The organism is Amycolatopsis sp. NBC_00355 (genome assembly GCF_036104975.1).
In the GTDB taxonomy this organism is placed as follows: domain Bacteria; phylum Actinomycetota; class Actinomycetes; order Mycobacteriales; family Pseudonocardiaceae; genus Amycolatopsis.
Map to the genome: position 1 here is coordinate 9,940,584 of NZ_CP107982.1, position 23,143 is coordinate 9,963,726.

Consider the following 23,143-nt stretch of genomic DNA (forward strand, 5'->3'; position numbering starts at 1 on the left):
TGACCCGGCCAGGCGGCGCGGACGAACAGTGCACTCTGTTCATAGTTGCGTCAAGTTTCGAAGCAGTCAGAATGAAGCGGAAGCGAGACCGGCGGTGAAGGCAGTGCGTTTCCCCGAGTACGGCGCCCCCGGCGTCCTGCGCTGCGAAGACGTGGAGCAGCTCACGCCCGGTGCCGGTGAAGTTCGGATCCGCGTCGCCGCGATGTCGTTTCGCTCGCAAGGGAAGACCGGCCGTGGACTCATTGGCGCCGGATGCCCGCGATCAGGTTTTCCCAGTTTTCGTGAGCGATTCGCGCCCGGTCGGCGTCGCTGATCGGGGCGGTCGCCACGAACCGCCGGGCGGAACCGCTGTGCTCGCGGTTGAACGGGTGGTCCGAGGCGTACATGATCCGGTCCGCGCCCACGGTCTCCAGGCTCCATCGCAGGTACCGGTGGCTGGCGATGCCGCCCGGGGTGATGAAGACGTTCGTGCGGAAGTACTCCGCGATCGGTCGCTCCAGCGTGGTCACCGCGTCCAGGGCCGCCACGCGGTCGAGGTAGAACAGCACGACCTCGCCCCAGTGCCCCAGGATCAGCTGTAGCCCCGGGAACCGGTCGAAGACCCCGGCGACGATCAGCCGGAGCGCGGTCAGCCCGGCGTCGTAGTGCCAGCCGAACGTCCCGGTGGCCAGCAGCTCGTCCACCGGACCGCCGAAGCGCCGGTAGTAGGCCCCGGTGACCGCCGGGACCGGCACGCTCGGGTGCAGGTACACCGGGGCGCGCAGGTCCTCGGCGGCCTCGAAGATGTCCCAGAAGCGCGGCTCGTCGAGGGCCTGGCCGCGGGAGTTCGCGTTCACCAGCGCCCCGTCGAACCCGAGGTCCGCGACGGCCCGCCGCAGCTCGTCGGCCGCTGCCGAGGGCGTGGACGTCGCGAGGGCCGCGAACCCCCGGAACCGCCCGGGATACCGGCCGACGGCGTCGGCGAGGACGTCGTTGGTGGGACGTTGCAGGGCGACGGCCTCGGCGGGGTCGAGGTCCTGCAAGCCGGGCGTCGTGAGCGACAGCACGGCGGTGTCGATCCCGGCGTCGTCCATCGCGGCGACGCGGCCTTCGCCGAGGTCGAGCAACGCGGTACTGGCGACCGCCCGGCTCATCATCGGCGCGGCGAGCGCGGGGTCGTGCCGCCGCCACGCCGCGACGACGTCGGCCGTGGCGAAGTGCTCCTCGAGCCCGTAGAGCCTCATCGGATGGTCTTGAGCGCGCCGGCCCAGGATTCGAGCTGGTCGAACAGCACCGACGCGGCGCCGTCGTGCATCGGGGACGGGGCGAACTCGGCGAAGTTCTCGAAGTCGGTGAAGAGCGAGAACGACAACTGCTGGCGCACGTGGGCCAGCTGCAGCTCACTGCAGATCGCCCGCAGGTGCTCGATGGCGCGGGCGCCGCCGAGCGCGCCGTAGGAGACGAAGGCGGCGGCCTTGTTGTTCCACTCGGCGTAGAGGTAGTCGATGGCGTTCTTCAGGACGCCCGAGGTGGAGTGGTTGTACTCGGGGGTGACGAAGACGAACCCGTCGTAGGCGGCGATCGTGGCGGACCAGGCCTTGGTGTGGTCGTTGGTGTAGACGCCCCGGCTGGCGGACACGGCCTCGTCCAGGTGCGGGAGCGGGTGGTCGAGCAGGTCGATGAGCTCGTAGTCGGCGTCCGGCCGTTCCTTGGCCTTGGCCAGCACCCATCTCGCCACGGCTTCGCCCTTCCGGCCGGGACGGGTGCTGCCGAGGATGATCGCGATCTTCACGGGAAGTCCTTTCGCTTGAATATTCAAGTCAGACGCTAGCACGATGACGTGAATTTTCAAGTCAGCTAGACTGTGGTGGTGGCGGAACCCGAGCAGCGCTGGCTCACGAATGACGAGCTGTCGGCATGGCGCGCTTTCATGCGGCTCGCCCAGCGGCTGCCGGCGTCCCTGGAAGCGCAGCTGCAGCGTGACGCGCGGCTGAGCTTCCTCGAGTACTACGTGCTCGCGCACCTGTCGGAACAGCCGGATCGCCGGGCGCGGATGAGCGAGCTGGCGGCCTTGGCGAACACGGAGCTGTCGCGGCTGTCCCACCTGATCGGCCGCCTGGAGAAGCGCGGCTTCGCATGCCGGGAACCGGACCCGGGCAACGGCCGGTACACGCAGGCGATCCTGACGGACGCAGGCTTCGCGCACCTGGAGTCGGTCGCGCCCGGGCACGTCGAGCGGGTGCGGGAGCTGTTCGCCGACCCCCTGACCCCGGCGGAGCTGCGCACGCTGCGCCGGATCGCGGACAAGGTGCTGGCTCGCGTCGACGACCAAGCCGAATAGCCGGAGGCCCGCCGCCGCGGTCGGCACGTCTCATCACCGCCCACGGTAAAGAAAGCACCGCCAGGACACCGCTACCTGTCCTGACACCGAACGCGAGGCTGAGGACCTGCCGCCCGGAGTCGTTGCCGCGGCGGGGGGCGAGTTGCCTGCCGCCCTGCACGCCGTGCCCCCGCTCGCGCACTGGCCGCAAACCCTTCGCAGCCGATGCGACGAGGCCTTCACTCGAATCGGCCGCAGACAGACCGAACCGGCTATCGGCGCGCGGATCGCCGAGCGAACGTGGCAGCGGACGATCCGCGCTGCGCGACTCTGCCGGACACTCAGACCAGGATCGTGTTGCTGCGCGGACCTACATCTCGGCAACGTCCTGGACGGCGGTGCGTCGCGGGATCTCGTCGCGATCGATCCGAAGCGTTTGGGTGATCCGTGTTTCGACGGCATGCGGGCTCGACGGGGACAAGCCAGGAGCCTGCAGTCATGGAGGCTGCCGTCCACCCCATCGACCAGGACGGGCCCGTGGCCCACCACCATGTCGATGAATTCGCGGGTACGCACGTAACGCTCGCTTTGGCTGCCGATCACCCAGCCAAGCCGGTGACCCGACGTCGGTGATCACCATGGAGGGGCGGACATGGTCATGGTTGGGGGCTCCGACAAGATCTGGTGGCATGTCGACCGCGTCCAGTCGCGATGACGGTGGCGAGTCGATGTTCCGAGGCCCGCACCGGCTGACGTCCGACGAGTACGCCGGCGCCTGGACTGATGCTATGTCGGGAGCCGTCAACGTCCTTCGCGGTCGGTCGAGTGCAAAGCCTCCAACGGCGTACCGCCCGTCTCGCTCGTGGCGAGGAGAACCTTTGTGTGCAGGGCACCGGATTCCAGTCCTGCATGCACGGCGGCGGCCTCGGCCAGCGGCCGGATCGTATGCGGCCGAAGCGTCAGGCGCTGCTCGCCGAGCCGGGTCATCACCTCGCTCAACGCTGATCGGATGCCGTCGGGGACGGAGCTGGAGAGGGTGACGCCGATCTGCGGGCCGCGTGGATCGGACAGGGTGATCACGCGTTCCGGGCCACCCGCCAGGCGGACCGCGGTCTCGAGGTCGGAGCGGCCGGCCGCGTCGAACACGGCGTCCACCGCGGTCACGCTGTCGCCGAGCGGCCGTGCGTAATCGATCGGAGTCGCACCCCACTGCCCGGTCACGGCGAAATCCTGTTCGCGTACAGCCGAGATCACGGTGACGCCGGCCGCGACGGCCAGTTGTGTGGCGATGGTCCCGACCGCACCGGCGCCGCCGAGGATCAGCAGCGTCTCGCCTGCGGTGACCCCGAGCAGGCGCAGGACACGCACGGCGGCCTCGCCTGAGGCGGGAACCGCGGCGGCGTCGGCCCAGGTGACCGCCTCGGGCTTACGGACCCAGTAGTCCGCCACCACGTACTCGGCATAACCGCCCAGGCCGGGTAAGGACGCGGCGACGTCGTCGCCCGGCGCGACGTCGTCCACCCCTGGGCCGACCGCGTCGACGACACCTGCCGCCTCGAAGCCGAGGATCGCGGGATCGGCCATCGGGAACGCGTGCCGCAGGTGGCCGGCTCGAATCGCCAGGTCGGTCGGGCCGACGCCGGCCAGCCGGACGGCCAGCCGGATCTGGCCGGGCCCGGGTTCGGGAAGGGCGACCTCGGACCTGTTCAGCACGTCCGGTGTGCCGTAGCCGGACATCACCATCGCTTGCATCGAACCTCCACTAAGGACATATCAGGTTGAGAGCCGCTACCGCGCGGGCGTGTGCCGGGTGGGGAGCAGACCGAGGGCGAGCAGGCTTTCCGCGGTCGCGACGACGGCGTCCGCGGCGGAGCGCGGTTGCCACTCGAGTACCGTGCGGGCCTTCTCGTTGGAGACGTGGCGGATCACGCCGAGGTTGGGCAGCATGCCCTGCAACGCCGGGGTGTTCTCGGCCGCGGCGCGGACCACGTCGTCCGGCAGTTCGGTGGCGGGCACCGCGTTCGCCGCGTCGCCGAGCCGGTCGCGGATGGCCAGGGCGATTTCGTGCAGGGACACCGCATCGCCCGCGGCGGCGATGAACCGCTGCCCGGCGGCCTTGGGGCTGGTCATCGCGCGCAGGTGCAGGTCGGCGGCGTCCCGGACGTCGACCACCGCGAAGTACAGGCGAGGGGTGCCGGGCATGGCGCCGGTGAACAGCTGGCTGATCATGCCGATCGAGGAGGAGGAATCGGCGCCGACGACCGGTCCGAAGATGCCGACCGGGTTGACCACGGCCAGCTCCAGGCCGTTGCCCTCGTGCTCGACGAACTCCCACGCCGCGCGTTCGGCCACGGCCTTGGATTTGATGTACGGGGCGATCGGCCCGGTCGTGTCCGTCCAGTCCTCTTCGGTGAACGCGCGATCGGTCTCGGGGTGGCCGTAGCCGATCGCGGCGAACGAGGACGTGACGACCACCCGCCGCACCCGGGCGTCACGCGCAGCGCGCAGCACCCGCAGCGTGCCTTCCCGCGCGGGCACGATCAGCTCGTCCTCGTGCTCGGGCTCCCCGGCGGGGAACGGAGAGGCGACGTGCAGGACGTACCGGCAGCCGGCCACGGCGTCGGTCCAGCCCGCGTCGCCGGTGAGGTCGGCCGTGACGAAGGTGAGTGCTTCACCCGCGGTAACGCCCATGGCCTCGAGGTTCCGCCGGACCCGGGGTTCGCGATCCGGGGAGCGCACCGTGGTGCGCACGCGGTAGCCCGCGGCCAGGGCCTGGGCGATGATGCGACCGCCCAGAAACCCGGAGCCTCCGGTGACGAGGATGGTGTCGCTGGAACCGCTGGTCATCGATGTGTGCCTTTCAACGTGTCGTGTCGGCGGTGAGAGCAGGGAGCAGCAGGGCATCCATCACGGCGATCAGCTGCTGCGCGGTGGCTTCTTCGCCGTTGAAGAGCTTCTCGATGAAGAAGCTGCCGAGCAGGAACATCTCGGCGTGCTCCAGCGCCGGGTTGTCCGGCCGGATCGCCCCACGCTCGACGTGCCGCTCCAAAATCGTGTGCAGCGCCTTGAGGTAGGGGGCGAGCAGGACGTCGCGCAGGGCCTGGGCCAGTGCCGGGTCGGACATCACCGCCTGCCAGATCCCCAGCGTGGGGGCGCCTGCGGGATGGGGTGGGGGCATGCGCCGGGCCAGTGCGACCAGGTCCCCGCGCAGGTCGCCGGTGTCGATCGGGGGCAACGGCGGGTATTTGCGGGTGCGGAGCGCGGTGATCACCAGGGTGGGTTTGTTGTCCCACTGCCGGTACAGCGTGGCGGTACTGGACCGGGTGCGCCGCGCGACCTCGTCGACCGTGGCGTGGTCGTAGCCGACCTCGGCGACCAGCTCGAACGTCGCGTCCAGGATCTCGCGTTCCCGCTCGGCGGTCAGCCGCTTACGCCGCACCGACCTCGCTGCCGGCGTTGGCGGCGTCTGCTTGCTCATGGCTGAACTCCCCGAGCCCGGCGTCGGTCACTGGGAGTTCACGCGCCGGGCATGTATCGAAAACGTACTTTCGAAAGTAGGCTGTCGAAAACGCGTTGTCAAACAGCGCCCTTCGGGAGCACGGGAGCTGTCCTGGCTCCCCTTCCTCCATGAGGGCGAACACTCGCTGATGCCGTCACCACGCTGCCGCGACGCGCGCACACGCCGGCATGCGCAGGTCGGCGGCTCGGGTGCGGACCGTCGGGGTGGACATCGGAGAAGCCGGCGCGCGGTGGCCTCCCGGTGGGGCCTCGTACTCGGGGAGCTGTTCGCGAGCGGGGCCTCATCAGCCGTCATCCGCTGTCGGTGGCATGACGGACGCCGACGGTGCTCAAGCGCAGCCCGGGTCGAAGAGATCCGGTGGACGTGTACCCGTTCATCGAGGCGGAGAACGCTGCCAAGGGCGACAACGTCAGGTGCGTGTGCATCCTGCTGAAGGTCTCCCGAGCCGCCTATTACACCCACCGCTGTGCCGAGCCATCCCACCGCGCACGCCAGGAAGAGCAAGCGATGTCAACACGCGTTGGTGCGGGGACATCACCTGCATCCGCACCTGGGAAGGGTGGCTGGATCCGGCCACGGTGATCGACCTCGGCTCCCGTCGTGTCGTCGGCTGGTCCACCGCTGATCATCTGCGCACCGACCTCATCGCCGAGGCGCTCGGCAACGCCGTCACCCAGCGTCGGCCGGGAATCCGGGGTGATCTTCCACTCCGATCGTGCCCGCCAATACAACTGACTGACCGACGCGGCCGGCCCACCCGGATTGCCGCACACAAAGCGATCTTCGGCCAGCCGGTTTCCGTGCATGCGGCTGGTCACACGTTCGAGTGTTTCCGTGGTGGAGCCGTGAGACTCAGGAAATGCCGCGGAAGAAAGCGCGGATGTCGTCCGCGAGCAGCTTCGGCTCCTCCATCGCGGGGAAGTGACCGCCCTGGGTGAACTCGCTCCAGTGGCCGATCGCTTTCCACGGGTCCATCGCGCGGCGCACGAGAGGGTGGGTGTCGAACACGGCCCATCCGGACGGCACGCCGGAGGCCATGACCAAGTCGAGTCCGGAGTGCTCGGACTCGTAGTAGAACTGCGCGCTCGACGCGCCGCTGCGGGTGAACCAGTACAGGCTGATGTTCGTGAGGAGCTGGTCGCGGTCGACCGACTCGTCCGGCGTCCGGTAGGCGCCGCCGGTCCTGGTCTTGAACTTCTCGGCGATCCACGCGAGCTGGGCGACCGGCGAGTCGGTGAGTGCCGCGCCGATCGTGTCGGGACGGTGGTCCTGCATCAGGAGATATCCGTGATCGGCCGCGTCCTCGGTGCGCACTGCTTCGATCTGGGCGATCTCGTCATCGGACAGGCCCTCGGGGAAAGGGAACTTGACGCCGAGCAACCCGAGCAGCCGGGGGTCGCAGCCGATGTGTGTGCCGATGACCCGCTCCGGGTGGAGTGCCGCGAGGCGGCCGGTGGTGCCCGCACCGACGTCGGTGCCGTGCGCTGCGAACCGCGCGTAGCCGAGCCGCGTCATGATCTCGGCGTAAGCGTCCGTCGTGCGCGCCAGCTCCCAGCCGGTTCCTGACAGCGGGGTGGAGAACCCGAAGCCGGGCAGCGACGGGATGACCACGTGGAACTCGTCGGTCAGCAGCGGGATGAGTCGCTGGTAGTCGACGAACGATCCCGGCCAGCCGTGGTTCAGGACCAGCGGGGTGGCCTGCGGGTTCGCCGATCGAACGTGGACGACGTGGAACGTCTGGCCGTCGACGACCGTCGTGGACTGTTCGAGCTCGTTGAGCTTCTCCTCCTGCGCGCGCCAGTCGAATCCGTCGCGCCAGTACTCGGCGAGCTCCTTCAGGTACACCAGTGGGATGCCGCGGCTGAAGTCGGTGCGATCGTCCCGGTCCGGCGTGGGGATCGGCCAGCGCGTGTGTGCCAGCCGGTTGCGCAGGTCGTCGATACCCGTCTGCGGGATGTCGATGCGGAACGGGGTGAGGGTGTTGTTCTCGGTCATGACGGTGACGTTCGCAGACAATGCGGCAGGTTGGCTTCCGCAATAGCTGGCACGATCGAGAACATGTTGGAGACCTCGGCCCGTCTGCTCGAACTGCTGTCGTTGCTCCAGCTCAAGCGCGACTGGACGAGCACCGAGCTCGCCGGCCGGCTCGACGTGAGCACCAGGACTGTGCGCGCCGACATCGGCAAGCTGCGGTCGCTCGGGTATCCCGTGGACGCGCGCCGCGGCGTCGCGGGCGGGTACCGGCTGGCCGCTGGGACGGCGATGCCCCCGCTGCTGCTCGACGACGATGAGGCCGTCGCCGTCGCGGTCGGACTGGGTGCGGTCGCGACCCAACGGCTCGGAGTCGAAGAGACATCGCTCACCGCGCTCGCGAAGCTGGAGCAGGTGCTGCCCTCGCGTCTGCGTCGGCGCGTGGAGGCGGTACGCGAGGCGACGAGCGTTGTTCCAGGGGCGGGGCCGCCGCTGGATCTCTCGGTTCTCGGCGCGGTCGCCGCCGCGATCCGCGGCCACGAACGGCTCCGGTTCGGGTACACGAAGCGCGGGGGCGACAAAGAGGCGCGCCACACCGAACCGCAACGGCTGGTCAGCTGGGGAGCGCTCTGGTATCTGCTCGCGTGGGATCTCGACCGTGACGACTGGCGGGTCTTCCGGGTCGACCGCATGGTTCCGCACGCACCGACGGGTGCGCGGTTCCGGCCGCGGGTGATCCCGCGCGACAGGGTCGTCGAGTTCGTCGTCGGACGCATCAGCAAGGGAGCCTGGAACTACCGCGCCCGGGTACTCGTGCACGCTCCCGCCGCCACGGTCGCCGCGAAGATCCACATCCCGGTCGACATCGAGGTGGTCGACGAGTTCACGTGCCAAGTCGAGGTGGGTTCCGACGACCCGGACCGGCTCGCGTTGTGGATGACCCAGCTCGACGTCGACATCGAGGTGATCGACGGAGACGAGCTCGCGGTGGCGTTCGAGCGCCTCGCGACGAGGTTGCGCCGCGCGGCGGGCGACGCATCCACGTGAATCTTCAGCGCGAGTGCGATGGCGGTTCGAGCGTTACGGAGGGTGGCAACGGTTTGCGCTGGGTTCGCCAGCCGGCGACCGCAACGACGAGGCTTGAGAGCCCAATCCGTTGGCGACGACCGTGTTGATCACCTCGAAAGGGCGTCGCGGTAGGAGGGCAGTCTCCCTCAGCGGTGGAAGCGTGTCGTCTTCTCCAACGGCTCGCGGCCGACGGTGACGGAGTTGATCGCCGCCGTCGGGTCGGCGTAGCCGAACGCGATACCGAACAACAGCTTCCCGCCGGTGATGCCGAGCGTCTCGCGCACCGTGTCGGCGTAGAAACTCAGCAGTGCCTGAGGGCAACTGGCCACCCCGTAGGCAGCCATGGCCAGCAGCAGCGTCTGCGCGTACATGCCGACGTCGGCGGTCAACCGCGCGTCGCCGGACTCCGGCGCGTACAGCAGGGCGACGTGGGGCGCGTCGTAGAAGCTGAGGCTCTTGGTGTCGTACGCGGCACGTAGCTCGCGGTCGTCGCGGCCGATACCGAGCGCGTCGTAGACCGCGGCGCCGAACGCAACGCGCCGCCCTTGGTGCACCGGCGAGTAAATGTCGTCGCTGTAGGGGAAATCGACGGTTTGCCGACCCGCCCGGCCTGCGGCCACGAGTGCTCCGGCGAGGTTGTCCCGCGCGGCTCCGCTGACCACCTCGACCTGCCAGGGCTGCGCGTTGGAGTTCGACGGCGCGGCGCCGGCCAGGTGGAAGACGGCTTCGATCGTCTCGTCCGGGACGGGGTCGGGCAGGAACGCCCGGGTCGCACGCCGGGCGCGGATGAGCTGCTCCGCCATCCCGCTCGTCACTGTGCCCATACTTCCTCCTCAAGTAAACGCAGACGTTTACCTGGATGACCGTAGTGGACACCCCGCGTCATGTAAACGCTGCCGTATACTTGGTGGCATGAGCGAGGAACCAGCACGCCGAGCCGGCCGGGGCGGCCGGGAACGCGTGGTGACCGCCGCGATCAGCCTGTTCGCGGCGCGCGGCATCACCGCGACCACGATGGAGGACATCGCCGCCCACGCCCCGGTGTCCAAGCGGACCCTGTACGCCCACTTCCCCACCAAGCAGGACCTCGTCCTGGCCCAGCTGGACCACCTCCTGCGGTCCGGCTACTCGCTGCTCGAAACCCTCGGACGCGACGACCTGCCCCCTCGCGACCGGCTCCTCGCGATGTTCGCGGTGCGACCGTGGCCGGACGGAACCGTCCACGGCTGCCCGTTCATCCACGCCGCGGTCGAGCACCCAGACCCCGCCGACCGCGTGCACGCCTTCGCACGCAAGCAGAAACTCCTCATGCTCACCCTGGTGACCGGTCTGCTGGACGAACTCGGCATCGCCGAGCCGGAACCGCTGGCCGAGCAGCTCGTCACCCTCTCCGACGGCGCCGCCAGCCGCGCGATGGTGCTCAACGACCCCGACTACGGCCGTCACGCCCGCAAGGCCGCCGAAACACTGCTCGACCACGCGCCGCGTCGCCCCGGAAAGTAGACCGCGCTACGGGGCTGCCCGGCGGTGTCAGGCGGGCCTGCCCGGCATTCGCTCATGCCGCTGACCGGTCGTTCGCCCACACGGCCCGGCGACAGGAGACTGCGCGATCGGATCCACCGCGCAGCACCTCTTCCGGCGCCGGCTCACGTTTCGGGACAGCTGACGTACCCGGCTTGGAACCGGACGAGCTGAAGTCCTACAGTCTCTTCGCTCGGCGGCCGAGCCCGGAGGAGGTGCGTCGCGCGCCCGGTTCGGTGCTGTGCAACGAGAGCGGGATGGGCCCGATATTCGCTGCACGGTGCTGGGTCTGCGGCCGCAACAGGGAAACCGAAAGCCCGCACGGCCGCCGCGTGAACCTGTCGATTTTCTGTCGGAGTCGCGCACGGGCCTCCGCGGCGGGAAGCACGATCCGCGTTGTTCGTTCGGACAGTCCGGCGGCGACCATACTCGTGACGGTTGCGAAACCCGCTGCCCGTGTGGTGGGCGTGAAGGTGCTGCCGGGCCGGGGAAGCGGTGCCTGCGAATGACGTCCTGACCGTGCGGCCGACCGGCGGGCGTGCTCGCGCGGGTTGCCCGTCAGTCTCGTGTTCACTGCCTCCTTTTTCGCGATTCCCTGTGGGAAGATGATCCACAAGGGGAGACGAAGTCTCGGGTTTTGCGCAGGGACCGGCGTGCGAGAATTCGGGTACGTTCGTCCGGGTACGAGGACTGCGGCTTGACGGGAGCGGCCTCTTTCTCACCCGGAGCCGGTGTCGCGGCGACGGGGATTCGCGCGTGGGCGCACCACATGCCCGTCCGCGGCCGCTCGGGGTGACCGGATGGGAGAGGTGGCTGCGTGGCGACAGGTGTCGACTTCTGATGGGCGGCTCGCCTTCGCGCCAGGAGACGGGGCTGCGCATCAACGTCCTGGGCTCGCTGGAGTGCTGGTCCGGCACGCGCCGGATCCACCTCGGCGGGGCCGTCCAGGAGCGCGTGATGGTCGCCCTGCTGCTCGAGTCCGGGCAGGTGCTCAGCATCTCCCAGCTGGTCGACTCCGTCTGGGACGACGACCCGCCCGCCACCGCGACGCACCAGGTGCGCAAGGCCGTCGCCCGGCTGCGCCAGGTCATCCCGGCCGGCGGCGAGGTCATCGTGACCGAGGGCCCGGGTTACCGCGCCGTCCTGCCCGCGGAGCAGGTCGACCTGAACGTCTTCCTGAACCTGCTGGAGAAGGCCCGGCGGGCGTCGTCGGACCGCAACTGGGACGAAGCCGCCACGCACCTGCAGGGCGCGCTCGCGCTGCGGCGCGGGTCCGTGCTCGCCGGCAGCGGCGGGCCCGCGATCAAGGCCGCGGACGTCGCGCTGCAGGAACGGTACCTGGACGCCGTCGAGCAGCTGACCGACCTGCGCCTCTCGCGCGGTGAGTCCCGGGAGCTGGTCAGCGAGCTGCGGGAGCACGTCGCGGCCCACCCGCTGCGGGAGAAGCTGCGGGCCCAGCTGATGCTCGCCCTGTACCGCTCGGGCCGGCAGGCGGACGCGCTGGAGGAGTACCGGAAGGTCGGCGCGCTGCTGTCGGAGGAGCTGGGGATCTACCCGGGCAGCGACCTGTCGGACCTGTACGAACGCCTGCTGCGCAACGATCCCGCCCTCGAACCACCCCGGGAAGCGCCCGAGCCCGCGCGAGCCGCGGAGCCGCCGGCCGCCGTTGTCGCCCGGACGCTGCCCTACGACCTCGCGGACTTCACCGGCCGCAAGCCCGAGCTGGACGGCCTGCTGAGCCGGCTCGACGCGCCCGCCGACCGCGGGCCGCGGATCGTCGCGATCGACGGCATGGGCGGCGTCGGGAAGACGTCGCTGGCCGTGCGCGCCGCGCACCTGCTCGCCGAGCGCTACCCGGACGGGCAGCTGTACGTCAACCTCCGCGGGTACACCTCCGGCGGGCAGCCGCTGTCGCCCCGCAACGCCGCCGAGGCCCTGCTGGGCATGCTCGGCGTGGAGGCCGACCAGCTGCCCGACGACGCCGAGGCGCGGGCCAGGCTCTGGCGCACGATGACCGCGGAGAGCCGGCTGATCGTCCTGCTGGACAACGCTTTCGACGTCGCCCAGGTCTGGCCGCTGCTGCCGCTCGGCCCCGGCTCGCTCGTGCTCGTCACGAGCCGGACGCGGCTGATCGACCTGGACGGCGCGCACTGGCTCTCGCTCGGCACGATGACGACCGAGGACGGCGTCGCGATGGCCGCCCGGGTGCTGGGCACCCGGCGCGTGGAAGCCGAGGCCGACGCGGCGGCCGAGCTCGTCGCGCTGTGCGGGCACCTGCCGCTGGCGATGCGGATCGCGCTGAGCAGGCTCGGCAACCGCCCGAGGTGGCCGATCGGCTACCTCGTGGACCGGATGAGCGACGAGTCGCGCCGCCTGGACGAGCTCAAGTCCGGCGAGCGCGGGGTGGACCTCACGTTGCGGATCTCCTACGAAGGGCTCGGGCCGCGCCACCGCACCGCGTTCCGCATGCTGGGGGTGCACCCCGGACGTGACATCGATGTCTATTCGTCGGCGGCGCTGCTGGGCCTGTCCCCCCACACCGCGGAGGCCGTGCTCGAGGTGCTGCTGGACGCGCACATGCTGCAGCAGCACGAGATCGGCTACTACACCTTCCACGACCTGGTGCGCAGCTTCGTCAACCAGCTCGACCAGGTCGAGTGCGCGGGCACCGACGCCGGCCAGGTCGCGGCCGGCTACGAGCGGCTGCTCGACTACTTCGTGGACGTCACCGACCACGTCTGCGACCTGCTGTTCCCCGGTCGCGCGCGGTTGCCGGCCGGTACCGGGGAAAGCGATCCCGCGCTGCCGCACCTGCCGACCCGCGAAGCGGCGCGCAAGTGGCTCGACCGGGAGCAGGCGACCCTGCGGGAAGCTGTCGCGCTCGCGCACGGCCGGGGGTTCGACCGGCACGTCGCCCGGCTCGCCCGCAACGTCGTCTTCCAGCTGGACGCGGACGGGCTGTTCGCGGAGTTCGTCGAGATGGCGCAGGTGTCCGTGGTCTCCTCGCGCCGGCTCGGCGACGCCGAACTGCTGCGCCTGAGCCTGTCGAACTCCGCGGTGGCGAACTGGAAGCTCGGCAAGTTCGCCGAAGGGATCGAAGCGGCGTCGGAGGCGCTGGCCATCGCGTCGGACCTGGGCGACCGGCGTGGTGTCGCGAAGGACACCGGCATGCTCGGCCTGCTGCTGTGCACCTGCGGCCGGTTCGACGAGGCGCTCCCGCTGCTGCAGGAGTCCATCCGGATCAAGCGGGAGCTCGGCGCCGGCCGGGCCGAGGCGGAGTCGCTGGTCAACCTCAGTTCCCTGTACGAACAGTGGGGCCGCTACGCCGAAGCGGTCGACACGGCGAAGCGGGCCCTGACGCTGAACCGCGAGCTCGGGGCCCGGGAGAACGAGCTCGTCGCGCTCATCGACCTGTCGCTCGCCCACCTCGGGACGGGCGCGGTCGAGGAGGCCGACGAGCAGCTGCGGGTCGCTCGTGAGCTGGGCGAGGACTTCGGCGCGCCCGGTGACGTCGCGCTGGTGTACGCGCTGTCGGCCCTGGCCGGGTACCGGCTCGGCCGGGTCGAGGAGGCCCGGCGGTTCGTCGACCTCGGGCTGGCGCACCAGAAGGCGCACTGGACGCCGATCCGGCGGGTCGTCATCGACAACCTGATCGGCCGCCTGCGCCGGCTCGAAGGCGACTACGCCGAGGCGCTCGTGCTGCACGAGCGCGCCCACGCGCTGGCCGCCGGGATCGGCTACCGGATCGAAGAGGCCCGCGCGCTGGTCGGCCTGTCCGACGTGCACGCCGCGCGAGGCGCCGCGGACCAGGCCACGGACTGCCTCGAGCGGGCCGGTGAGATCTTCCGGACCGCCGGGGTCCCGCCCAGAGCCCGCTCCTGACGTCCGCGCGCCGGCGGGAACGAATCGGTATCCGGCGCGGGCAGTGTGGCAGGAGGTACAGCCATGTCACGAGGTGTCGTGGCCGCGGGACGACTTCGGCGGACCGCAGGTCATCGAAGTGCGGGGAGTCGCGATGAGACGGCGGTGGGTGGACGGTCAGGTCGGTGCTCCGGGCCGTGACGAGGACGTGGGGCCATGAGCCCGGCCTCGCGGTTGCTGCTCTGCTTCCCCTCGCTCGCGTTCGCGCGGAAGGCCGTGCGCAGCGGTCTCGACCTCCGGCTGGTCGTCGACGTCGGCCAGCGCGCCCTGTTCGCGCCCTTCGCCGCCGACCGGCTGACGCTGGTGGACGCGCGGGACGAGACCGCCGTGGCCGGTGCCGTCGCCCAGGTGGTGCTGCGGTGCGGCATCACCCACGTGCTGGACGGCGACGGCTTCCCGGCCACCCGCGTGTGCCCCGAGTTCGCCGAGGCCGCGCACGTCCTGGCCGACGACCGCCGGCTGGAAGCGGTGCTCGCGCCGAGCCGGCACCCGATGGTGCGGACCCGGGTGGTCGCCACCGCGGACGAGGTGCCCGGGGCGGTCGCGGAGACCGGCCTGCCCGCGGTGCTCCGCTCGGGTGACGAGGAGACCGTGGTCCGCTCCGGTGCGGCGCTGGCCGGGTGGGCGCGTCGCCACGATCACCCCGGGCCGTTCGCCGTGGGGGAGTTCGTGCCCGGGCCCGAGGTCGTGGTGACGACGTTGACGCACGACGGCATGCACCGCGTCGTGGGCGTCACCGCGCAGCGGGCCGTGGCGCACGGCGTGCGGTACCTGTTCCCGGCGACGGTCGGCGAAGCCGAGGCGAGGGAGGTCCGGGCCACCGTCACGGCCATGCTCGACCTGGTCGGCTACGAGTTCGGGCCCGCCGAGACGTCGGTTGTGCTGTCCGGGCGCGGCCCGCGGATCGTGCGCGCGCGCCCGGGCTTCGGGACCCGCGGGATCGCCCGGCTGATCGAGGTGACGACCGGGTTCGACGTGCAGACCGAGCTGTGCCGCGCGCTGGCCGGGGTGCCGGTCCGCCCGCCGGAGCCGAGGTGGTTCGCCGGCGCGGAGTACCTCCGCCCGCCGAGCGCCGGAGTGCGCGTGCTGGCCGAGGGGGCGACGCCCGAGATCGTCGAAGAGCGCCTCGACGCCGCTCGCCGGCGCGAGCTGACCTGCGGCGATACCGCCGTTTCCGCCCGCTATGTCCGGAATACCGAGGCAGGGGAGGCGAGCGGTATCGAGGACGGACGGAATCGGGAACCGGACCTGTGATCGTCATTCTTGTCGATGGCTCGTGAACGGCTTGTGGATGACAAGAAGGAGTGGTGACCATGCGGAACGGATCGGATGACGCGACGTCGGGGGACACGAAGGCACGGGGGCCCCGGACGGTTCTCCTGGCGCTCGCCATCGTCGCGGCGGGCTTCGGTGTGAGCCAGGCGCACCCGGGAAATGCGCCCGCCGGGCACTCCGTGACCGACGCGGTGGTGTCGGCCGGCGGCGGGTCCGGCGAGGGGCCGAACCGCTAGGTCCCGGGTGACCTCGCGCGGCGGCGGACAACCGGCCGCGCGCAGAACAATTCCGAATTTCCCATTTTCCGAATTGCCGGTGCAGGTGAGCTGTGTCCGGTGCGGGGTGTTTCTTCCGGCCGAGGAGAACGACGGTGGACGACCAAGTGACCGCGATGCGGTGCTCGCGAACGGGTGCAGTCCCGAGGGGTCGGGAAAGCGTTTTCCCGGGGGCTCGCCGATGACGACGATCGACGGACCCACGACACCTCCGGCGGTACCCCGGGACTTGCGCGCCCTGGTCGGCGAGCTGAACACCGCCCGGCGGCGCGCCGAGGACGGCCCGTCCCCGGACGCGACCCGCGTCCAGCGCGCCAAGGGCAAGCTGACCGTGCGGAACCGGCTGGCGCTGCTGTTCGACGCCGGCTCGTTCCACGAGATCGAGCGGTTCCGGCACCACCGCTCGTCCGGGTTCGGGCTCGAGCACCGCCGCCCCGCGACCGACGGCGTGGTCACCGGCTGGGGCACGGTGTTCGGCCGCACGGTCTTCGCCTACGCCCACGACTTCCGGATCTTCGGCGGCTCGCTGGGGGAGGCGCACGCGGCGAAGATCCAGAAGCTGATGGACATGGCCGGCGCGGCGGGCGCCCCGCTGGTCTCGCTGTCCGACGGCGCCGGCGCCCGCATCCAGGAAGGCGTCACGGCGCTGGCCGGGTACGGCGGGATCTTCGAGCGCAACGTCCGGTTCTCCGGGGTGATCCCGCAGATCAGCGTGATGCTCGGCCCGTGCGCGGGCGGCGCGACCTACTCGCCGGCGTTGACGGACTTCGTGTTCATGGTGCGCGGCATCGCGCAGATGTACATCACCGGCCCGGACGTCGTGCGCTCGGTGACCGGCGAGGAGATCACCCACGAGCAGCTCGGCGGGGCCGCGGTGCACGCGACCGTGTCCGGTGCGAGCGGGTTCGTCCACGACACCGAGGAAGAGTGCCTCGAAGACGTCCGTTACCTGATCTCGTTGCTGCCGGCCAACAACCGCGAGCTGGCACCGTCGGTCGAGCCATCCGACGCGCCCGACCGGCGCTGCGAGCGGCTTTTGGACCTCGTGCCCGCCGACGTCGCGCAGGCCTACGACATGCGCGCGGTCGTCGAAGAGGTCGTGGACGACGGCGAGCTGTTCGAGGTGCACGCGTCCTGGGCGCGCAACGTGCTCTGCGGCCTGGCCCGGCTGGACGGGCACGTGGTCGGCGTCGTCGCCAACCAGCCCGCGGTGCTGGCCGGGGTGCTGGACATCCCGGCGTCGGAGAAGGCCGCGCGGTTCGTGCAGATGTGCGACGCCTTCAGCATCCCGCTCGTCACCTTGGTCGACGTACCGGGGTTCCTGCCCGGCAGCGACCAGGAGCACGGCGGCATCATCCGGCACGGCGCGAAGCTGCTCTACGCCTACTGCAACGCCTCGGTGCCCCGCGTGCAGGTCGTCCTGCGCAAGGCGTACGGCGGGGCCTACATCGTGATGGACTCGCGCTCGATCGGCTGCGACCTGTCCTTCGCCTGGCCCACCAACGAAATCGCGGTGATGGGCGCCGAAGGTGCGGCGAACGTGGTGTTCCGCAAGGAGATCAACGCGGCCCTGGACCCGGACGCGGTGCGGGCCAAGCTGATCGAGGAGTACCGGACGAACCTGATGCACGGCTACTACGCGGCCGAGCGCGGACTGGTCGACGACGTGATCGACCCGGCCGACACCCGGCGGATCCTGATCGACGCGCTGGGGACGCTGCGCTCGAAACACGCGCAGCTGCCGCAGCGCAAGCACGGGAACCCGCCGACGTGACCCCGCCCGTGGTGGTCACGCGGGGCGCGCCCGACGACGCGGAACTGGCGGCCCTGGTCGCGGTGCTCACGGCGCTGCGCCGGGAACCGCCGCCGCCCCCGGTGCGGGCCGCCGCGCCCTGGGGACCCGACGACCGCGCCTACCGGCCGCCGGGCATGTGGAGCTCGGGACGAGCACCCCGCCGCCCCGTTTCGCGCCGGTAGCCCGGCCGAGGAGACCGAGGAGATTCCCATGCTGGAACTCAGCTTGCTCGGACCCCTGCGCGTGGAAAGCCCGCGCGGGGAGGTCCGCACGACGTCCACCAAGATCAGGCAGGTCCTCGCCCTGCTGGCGCTGGAGAGCCCGAGCGCCGTCGGCATCGACCGCATCATCCACGAGCTCTGGCCGCTGCGGCCGCCGAAGTCGGCCGTGGGGACCATCCAGACCTACGTCTACCACCTGCGCAAGCAGCTGGCCGAGCACGTCGGCTGCGGCACCAAGGTCCTCGCCACGGTCAACAACGGCTACCTGCTGGCCCTCGACCCCGGGTCCATCGACGCCCGCCGCTTCGAGCAGGTCGTGCGGGACGGCCGCGCGGTGCTGGACGCCGGTCACGCCGCCGAGGCGTCGCGCAAGATGGACGAGGCCCTCGCCATGTGGCACGGGGCCGCGCTCGCCGACGTGCGGCAGGGACCGTCGCTGGACGCCGAGGCCGTCCGGCTGGAGGGCCTGCGCGAAGCCGCGCTGGAGCTGCGCGTGCAGGCCGACCTCGAGCAGGAGCACCTGCCCGAGGTGATCCCGGAGTTGCAGGCCCTGATCCGCCGCTACCCGCTGCGCGAGCGCTTCCACCACCAGCTCGTCTCCGCGCTCAACCGGGCCGGCCGCCGCGCCGACGCGCTCAGCGCGTACCGGCACACCTGCCGCGTGCTGAACGAGGAGCTCGGGCTCGACCCGTCGGACGAGCTGCGCCGGTTGCACCAGATCGTGCTGACCGGCCAGACCCGCACCCCCGCGCTGGAGGGCCGATGACCACGGCGACCGTCGACACCGCGAGTGTCGACCACGTCCTGAGCACCACCCGCGCGGTCCGCCGCAAGCTCGACCTGGACCGGCCGGTCGAGCCGGCCGTGCTGGAGACCTGCCTGCGGCTCAGCACCTACGCGCCGTCGCCGGGCAACCAGCAGTCCTGGCGCTGGCTGGTCGTCCGGGACGCCGAGCGGCGCGCGCGGCTGGGCGGGCTGTTCCGCGACGTCGGCCGCGACTACCTGGCCGGGGTCCGCGCCCAGCTCGGCGCGGCGGCCGCGGTGCCGGCGGTGCGCCGGATGGTCGATTCGGTGCAGCACCTGATCGACGCGATCGACCGGGTCCCGGTGTTCGTCGTGCCGTGCGTGCAGGGCGAGCGGCCGTCGGGGCACGTCGAGGCGACGTCGTTCTACGGCGGCATCTACCCCGCGGTGTGGAGCTTCCAGCTCGCGCTGCGCTCGCGGGGCCTCGGGACGGTGCTGACGACGTTGCACCTGCAGCGCGAAGCCGAAGCCGCGGAGATCCTCGGCCTGCCGGCGGACGTCACCCAGGTCGGCCTGCTGCCCGTCGCGTACACGACCACCACGGACTTCCGGCGGCCGGCCCGCCAGCCCCTGGAGTCGGTCGCGTTCCTCGACACCTGGGGCAACCCCCTCTCCTGAGCCCTGTCCTGATCCGAGCAGGAGGACGCAGTCATGCCGGTCGCCCACCGCACGAGCGTCGCGCTCTTCCCCGGCCAGGGAACCCAGGCCAAGGGGATGGGAGCGGGCTTGTTCGACCGCTACCCCGAGCACGTCGCCCTGGCCCGCGACGTCCTCGGTTACGACATCGCCCGGCTGTGCCTCGACGACCCCGGCGGCCGCCTCGACGACACCCGCTACACCCAGCCCGCGCTCTACGTCGTCAACGCGCTGTCCTATTGGGACAGTGTGGACCGCGGCGAGCCGGCGGCCGACGTCCTGCTCGGGCACAGCCTCGGCGAGTACAACGCCCTGCTCGCCGCGGGCGCGTTCGACTTCGAGACGGGCCTGAAGCTCGTCGCCCAGCGGGCGGCGCTGATGGCCACCGAACGCGACGGCGCGATGCTGGCCGTGGTCGGGCCGTCCGAGGCGGATCTCGCCGAGGTGCTCGTCTCGGAAAACCTGTCCACATTGGACGTCGCGAACCGCAACACCCCGGCGCAGAACGTCCTGTCCGGACCGGTGGCGGACATCGACCGGGCGCGGGAAACGCTGTCGGGGCGCGGGTTCCGGGTGGCGGCGCTGCGCGTCTCGGCCGCGTTCCACTCGCGGTACATGCGTGCGGCCCGGGACGAGTTCGCCGCCTTCCTGCGCGGGTTCCGGTTCGCGCCGCTGGCCAAGACGGTGATCGCCAACGTGACCGCGCGTCCGTACCGCGACGGCGACGTGGCCCGGACGCTCAGCGACCAGATCGCCGGGACCGTGCGCTGGGCGGACAGCGTCCACGCGGTGCTGCGCCGGCTTCCGGCCGGGAACTTCCGCGAAATCGGCGGGGAAGGAGTGCTGACCCGGATGGTCCGGCAGATCGACACACCCGTCGCGGCGCCGGAGAAACCGCGCCGCGTGTTCACCGTGGCCTACGCCGGGGGCGACGAGAACGCCTACCGTGCCCTGGCCACGCACACCCGGGACCTGGACGTCGTGGCGCTCGAACGGCCGGGCCGCGGCCGGCGGGTGGCGCAGCCGCTGCTGGCCGACGCCGACGCCGTTGTCGCCGACCTGATGGACCAGCTGCGGGACCACGTCGGCGAGCCGTACGCGATCTACGGCCACAGCCTCGGCGCGCGGCTGGCGTTCCGGCTGTGCCGGCGGCTGCGGGCCGAGGGCCTGCCCGCGCCGGTGCGGCTCGTCGTGTCGGGGGAGTGCGGGCCGGCGGTGCCGAGCCGCGAACGCGACACCTGGCGCCTCACCGGCGACGCGTTCTGGGCGCACCTCGACGAGCTCGGCGGCGTGCCCGCGCAGCTGCGGCAGTTCGAGGACCTGATGGCGCACTACGAGCGCGTGCTGCGCGCGGACTTCACCGTCCTCGGCCGGTACGTCCACGACGACGAGCCGCCGCTGGACGTCCCGATCACCGTGGTCACCGGCGACCGCGAGCCGTTCAGCGACGCCGAGATCAGCGCGTGGCAGCGCGAAACCACCGAGCCGCTGGAGCGCCACCGGCTGCCCGGCGACCACTTCTTCATCCGCGAGCACTGGGCCGAACTGGCCGATCTGATCGAGGGAGCACCCCATGCCTGACGCGACGTTGACCGCCGAGCTGCAGAGCTACCTGGAGGACGAAGCGCTGTTCCGGTTCGGGGACGAGATCACCGGGGACACCGATCTCTTCAAGGCCGGGGTGCTCGACTCGTTCGGCTACATCTCGCTGATGAACCACGTCCACGAGCGCTACGGCGTCGAACTGGGCGAGGACATGCTCGACTCGGTGCTCGTGTCGCTGCGCGCGATCGTCGAGTTCGTCGAGGCGAGCGCCGTCCCGAGCGCGGACGGCCGGTAACCGGCATGTGCGGAATCGCTGGTGTCTACGGCGGCGAGCGCCCGCCCGGGGACGACCGTGCCCTGATCGCGGGCCTGCTCCGCCAGATCGAGCACCGCGGCCCGGACGAGGCCGGCTGCTACCTCGACGACCGGCTCGTGATGGGCACGGTCCGGCTGAGCATCATCGACCTCGCGAGCGGCTCCCAGCCCGTCGGCAGCGCCGACGGCCGCTGGTGGCTCTGCTACAACGGCGAGCTCTACAACTACCGCGAACTGCGCCGCGAGCTGCAGCGGCTCGGCGCGCGGTTCCGCACGGACTCCGACACCGAGGTCGTGCTGCAGGCCTGGCTGAGGTGGGGTCGCGACTGCCTGTCGCGCTTCAACGGCGCCTTCGCCTTCGCCGTCTACGACTCGGTGGCCGACGAACTCACCCTGGTGCGTGACCGCTACGGCAAGCGGCCGCTGTTCGTGGCGCGTCACGAAGGCGCGTGGCTGTTCGCCTCCGAGATGAAGGCGTTCCTGGCCTACCCGGGGTTCCGGTTCTCCTTCGACCCCGAGCACCTCGCGTCGATCTTCGCCACCTGGACGCCGCTGCCCGCGCAGAGCGGCTACCGCGACATCGAGCAGGTGCCGATGGGGGAGTACCTGTGCCTGCGCGGCGACGACGTCGAACGCGGCCGCTGGGCCACCCTCGACCTGGAGCCCGGGCCGGCGCCGGAGTCCGAAGAGGACGCGATCGAGCTGGTCCGCGCCGAGCTGGCGGCCGCGGTCGACGTCCGGCTGCGCAGCGACGTCGAGGTCGGCGTCTACGTCTCGGGCGGGCTCGACTCCTCGATCATCGCGCACCTCGCCGCGGGCCGGCAGGCCGCGCCGCTGCGGACGTTCTCCCTGGAGTTCGAGGACGCCGTCGTCGACGAGTCGGCCGAGCAGGCCGCGGTCACCGGCGAGCTGGGCACCCGCCACCACGCCGTGCGCGTCCGCGACGAGGACGTCGTCCAGGCGTTCCCGGCCGCGGTGAAGCACGCCGAGGTGCCCGCGTTCCGCACCGCGTTCGTCCCGATGTACCTGCTGGCCGAGCAGGTGCAGGCGGCCGGGATCAAGGTGGTGCTCAGCGGCGAGGGCGCCGACGAGGCGTTCCTCGGCTACGGCATCTTCAAGGACGCGCTGCTGCTGGACGCGTGGCACGACCTCGACGAGCAGACCCGGCTCGACCGGATCGCGCGGATCTACCCGTACCTGCCGCACTTTTCCGGCGAGGGCGCGCCGAAGCGGATGCTGGGGCTGTACCGGCAGTTCACCGAGGAGCACCTGCCCGGCCTGTTCTCCCACCAGATGCGCTTCCAGAACGGGCGCTTCGCCGCGCGGCTGCTGCGTGACGCGAGCGCGCCGTTCGACGCGGCCCAGCGGCTGGTCGCCGACGAACCGGGCTACGCCGATCTCGGCGCGGTGCAGAAGGCGCAGTGGCTGGAGTTCCGCACCCTGCTGGCCGGCTACCTGCTCTCCACCCAGGGCGACCGGATGACGCTCGGGCACGGCGTCGAGAACCGCTGCCCGTTCCTCGACCCGGCGGTCGTGCGGCTGGCCGCGTCGGTCAACCACCGCTTCGGCGACCCGTTCGACGAGAAGTACCTCCTCAAGCGCGCCTACGCGGACGTGCTGCCGGAACGGGTCGTCGCCAAGGGCAAGTTCCCCTACCGCGCCACCGACAGCGCCGCGTTCGTGCGCGCTTGGCCGGACTACCGCGACACCCTGACCGACCAGGCCACGCTCGACGCGATCGGCGTCCTCGACACGCGGTTCGCCCGCGCGCTCGTCGACCGGGTCTTCGACGGCCCCGCCGAACGCATCGGGACCAAGGAGAACCAGGCGTTCACCCTGCTGGCGTCGCTGTTCTGGCTGCACCACTGGTTCGTCCGCGGGCAGGCCCTGGAGCGCGGGCCGCTGCGCGCCGGACTGCGCGTGGTCGACCGCCGGACCAGCGTTCTGCCGGCCTGACCGGCACGGAAGACGAGGAAT

20 protein-coding genes and 1 pseudogene are annotated in these 23,143 nt (G+C 71.2%); 14 read left to right on the forward strand and 7 right to left on the reverse strand.

The window, feature by feature from the left end; genetic code table 11:
• Positions 1-239: 239 nt before the first annotated feature.
• A complete protein-coding gene (locus OHS18_RS46260) occupies positions 240-1,223 on the reverse strand; it encodes an amidohydrolase family protein (RefSeq protein WP_328615064.1) in 984 nt (327 codons plus the stop codon).
• Positions 1,220-1,771 carry an NADPH-dependent FMN reductase gene (locus tag OHS18_RS46265; protein WP_328615065.1) on the reverse strand — a complete coding sequence of 184 codons (552 nt, stop codon included), beginning with the start codon at positions 1,769-1,771 and terminating at the stop codon, positions 1,220-1,222. The genes OHS18_RS46260 and OHS18_RS46265 overlap by 4 nt, the downstream gene beginning before the upstream one ends.
• 75 nt (positions 1,772-1,846) lie before the next feature.
• On the opposite strand from OHS18_RS46265, the gene OHS18_RS46270 reads away from it, so the two are divergent.
• The gene (locus OHS18_RS46270; RefSeq protein ID WP_442875321.1) at positions 1,847-2,320 is read left to right on the forward strand and encodes a MarR family winged helix-turn-helix transcriptional regulator; all 474 of its coding nucleotides are present in this window, start codon (positions 1,847-1,849) and stop codon (positions 2,318-2,320) included.
• 780 nt (positions 2,321-3,100) lie between these two features.
• Here OHS18_RS46270 and OHS18_RS46275 read toward each other — a convergent pair.
• From OHS18_RS46275 to OHS18_RS46285, 3 genes are read right to left on the reverse strand one after another with little or no spacing between them, the layout of a single operon-like run.
• Positions 3,101-4,051, reverse strand: a complete 951-nt coding sequence (locus OHS18_RS46275; RefSeq protein ID WP_328615067.1) for an NADP-dependent oxidoreductase — start codon at positions 4,049-4,051, stop codon at positions 3,101-3,103.
• 36 nt (positions 4,052-4,087) lie between these two features.
• Entirely contained in the window at positions 4,088-5,146 is a 1,059-nt protein-coding gene (locus tag OHS18_RS46280) for an SDR family oxidoreductase (RefSeq protein ID WP_328458223.1), read from the reverse strand.
• Between the two features lie 13 nt (positions 5,147-5,159).
• Positions 5,160-5,777 carry a TetR/AcrR family transcriptional regulator gene (locus OHS18_RS46285; protein ID WP_328615068.1) on the reverse strand — a complete coding sequence of 206 codons (618 nt, stop codon included), beginning with the start codon at positions 5,775-5,777 and terminating at the stop codon, positions 5,160-5,162.
• A 542-nt stretch (positions 5,778-6,319) separates the two neighbouring features.
• Between OHS18_RS46285 and OHS18_RS46290 the strand changes: the two are divergent.
• Positions 6,320-6,548, forward strand: a pseudogene (locus OHS18_RS46290) (DDE-type integrase/transposase/recombinase); the annotation flags it as partial.
• A gap of 123 nt (positions 6,549-6,671) precedes the next feature.
• On the opposite strand, the gene OHS18_RS46295 reads toward OHS18_RS46290, so the two are convergent.
• Positions 6,672-7,814, reverse strand: a complete 1,143-nt coding sequence (locus OHS18_RS46295) for an epoxide hydrolase family protein (RefSeq protein ID WP_328615069.1) — start codon at positions 7,812-7,814, stop codon at positions 6,672-6,674.
• 63 nt (positions 7,815-7,877) lie between these two features.
• On the opposite strand from OHS18_RS46295, the gene OHS18_RS46300 reads away from it, so the two are divergent.
• Positions 7,878-8,837 (forward strand): helix-turn-helix transcriptional regulator, encoded by a 960-nt coding sequence (locus OHS18_RS46300; protein ID WP_328615070.1) that lies wholly within the window; start codon positions 7,878-7,880, stop codon positions 8,835-8,837.
• A gap of 167 nt (positions 8,838-9,004) precedes the next feature.
• Here the strand turns inward: OHS18_RS46300 and OHS18_RS46305 are convergent, their stop codons facing one another.
• The gene (locus tag OHS18_RS46305; RefSeq protein ID WP_328615071.1) at positions 9,005-9,682 is read right to left on the reverse strand and encodes a nitroreductase; all 678 of its coding nucleotides are present in this window, start codon (positions 9,680-9,682) and stop codon (positions 9,005-9,007) included.
• Positions 9,683-9,770: 88 nt separating this feature from the next.
• On the opposite strand from OHS18_RS46305, the gene OHS18_RS46310 reads away from it, so the two are divergent.
• The 11 genes from OHS18_RS46310 to asnB all read left to right on the forward strand — a co-directional run bounded on the left by OHS18_RS46310 (position 9,771) and on the right by asnB (position 23,122).
• Positions 9,771-10,361 carry a TetR/AcrR family transcriptional regulator gene (locus tag OHS18_RS46310; protein ID WP_328615072.1) on the forward strand — a complete coding sequence of 197 codons (591 nt, stop codon included), beginning with the start codon at positions 9,771-9,773 and terminating at the stop codon, positions 10,359-10,361.
• An 858-nt stretch (positions 10,362-11,219) separates the two neighbouring features.
• Positions 11,220-14,261 (forward strand): AfsR/SARP family transcriptional regulator, encoded by a 3,042-nt coding sequence (locus OHS18_RS46315; RefSeq protein ID WP_328615073.1) that lies wholly within the window; start codon positions 11,220-11,222, stop codon positions 14,259-14,261.
• A 195-nt stretch (positions 14,262-14,456) separates the two neighbouring features.
• Entirely contained in the window at positions 14,457-15,554 is a 1,098-nt protein-coding gene (locus OHS18_RS46320) for a hypothetical protein (RefSeq protein WP_328615074.1), read from the forward strand.
• A 59-nt stretch (positions 15,555-15,613) separates the two neighbouring features.
• On the forward strand, positions 15,614-15,811 hold the full coding sequence (locus OHS18_RS46325) for a hypothetical protein (protein ID WP_328458204.1): 198 nt from the start codon (positions 15,614-15,616) through the stop codon (positions 15,809-15,811).
• Positions 15,812-16,031: 220 nt separating this feature from the next.
• Positions 16,032-17,624 (forward strand): acyl-CoA carboxylase subunit beta, encoded by a 1,593-nt coding sequence (locus OHS18_RS46330; RefSeq protein ID WP_328615075.1) that lies wholly within the window; start codon positions 16,032-16,034, stop codon positions 17,622-17,624.
• Positions 17,621-17,827 carry an acyl-CoA carboxylase epsilon subunit gene (locus OHS18_RS46335; protein ID WP_328458201.1) on the forward strand — a complete coding sequence of 69 codons (207 nt, stop codon included), beginning with the start codon at positions 17,621-17,623 and terminating at the stop codon, positions 17,825-17,827. Before OHS18_RS46330 ends, OHS18_RS46335 begins: the two co-directional genes overlap by 4 nt.
• Before the next feature lie 28 nt (positions 17,828-17,855).
• On the forward strand, positions 17,856-18,632 hold the full coding sequence (locus tag OHS18_RS46340; protein WP_328458199.1) for an AfsR/SARP family transcriptional regulator: 777 nt from the start codon (positions 17,856-17,858) through the stop codon (positions 18,630-18,632).
• Positions 18,629-19,288: a nitroreductase family protein gene (locus OHS18_RS46345; protein WP_328615076.1), complete on the forward strand. Its 660-nt coding sequence runs from the start codon at positions 18,629-18,631 to the stop codon at positions 19,286-19,288. The genes OHS18_RS46340 and OHS18_RS46345 overlap by 4 nt, the downstream gene beginning before the upstream one ends.
• A 33-nt stretch (positions 19,289-19,321) precedes the next feature.
• A complete protein-coding gene (locus OHS18_RS46350) occupies positions 19,322-20,887 on the forward strand; it encodes an alpha/beta fold hydrolase (RefSeq protein WP_328615077.1) in 1,566 nt (521 codons plus the stop codon).
• Positions 20,880-21,146, forward strand: coding sequence for an acyl carrier protein (locus OHS18_RS46355; protein WP_247051087.1), 267 nt, complete (start codon positions 20,880-20,882; stop codon positions 21,144-21,146). Before OHS18_RS46350 ends, OHS18_RS46355 begins: the two co-directional genes overlap by 8 nt.
• Before the next feature lie 5 nt (positions 21,147-21,151).
• Positions 21,152-23,122 carry an asparagine synthase (glutamine-hydrolyzing) gene (gene asnB, locus OHS18_RS46360; RefSeq protein ID WP_328615078.1) on the forward strand — a complete coding sequence of 657 codons (1,971 nt, stop codon included), beginning with the start codon at positions 21,152-21,154 and terminating at the stop codon, positions 23,120-23,122.
• Positions 23,123-23,143: the final 21 nt, after the last annotated feature.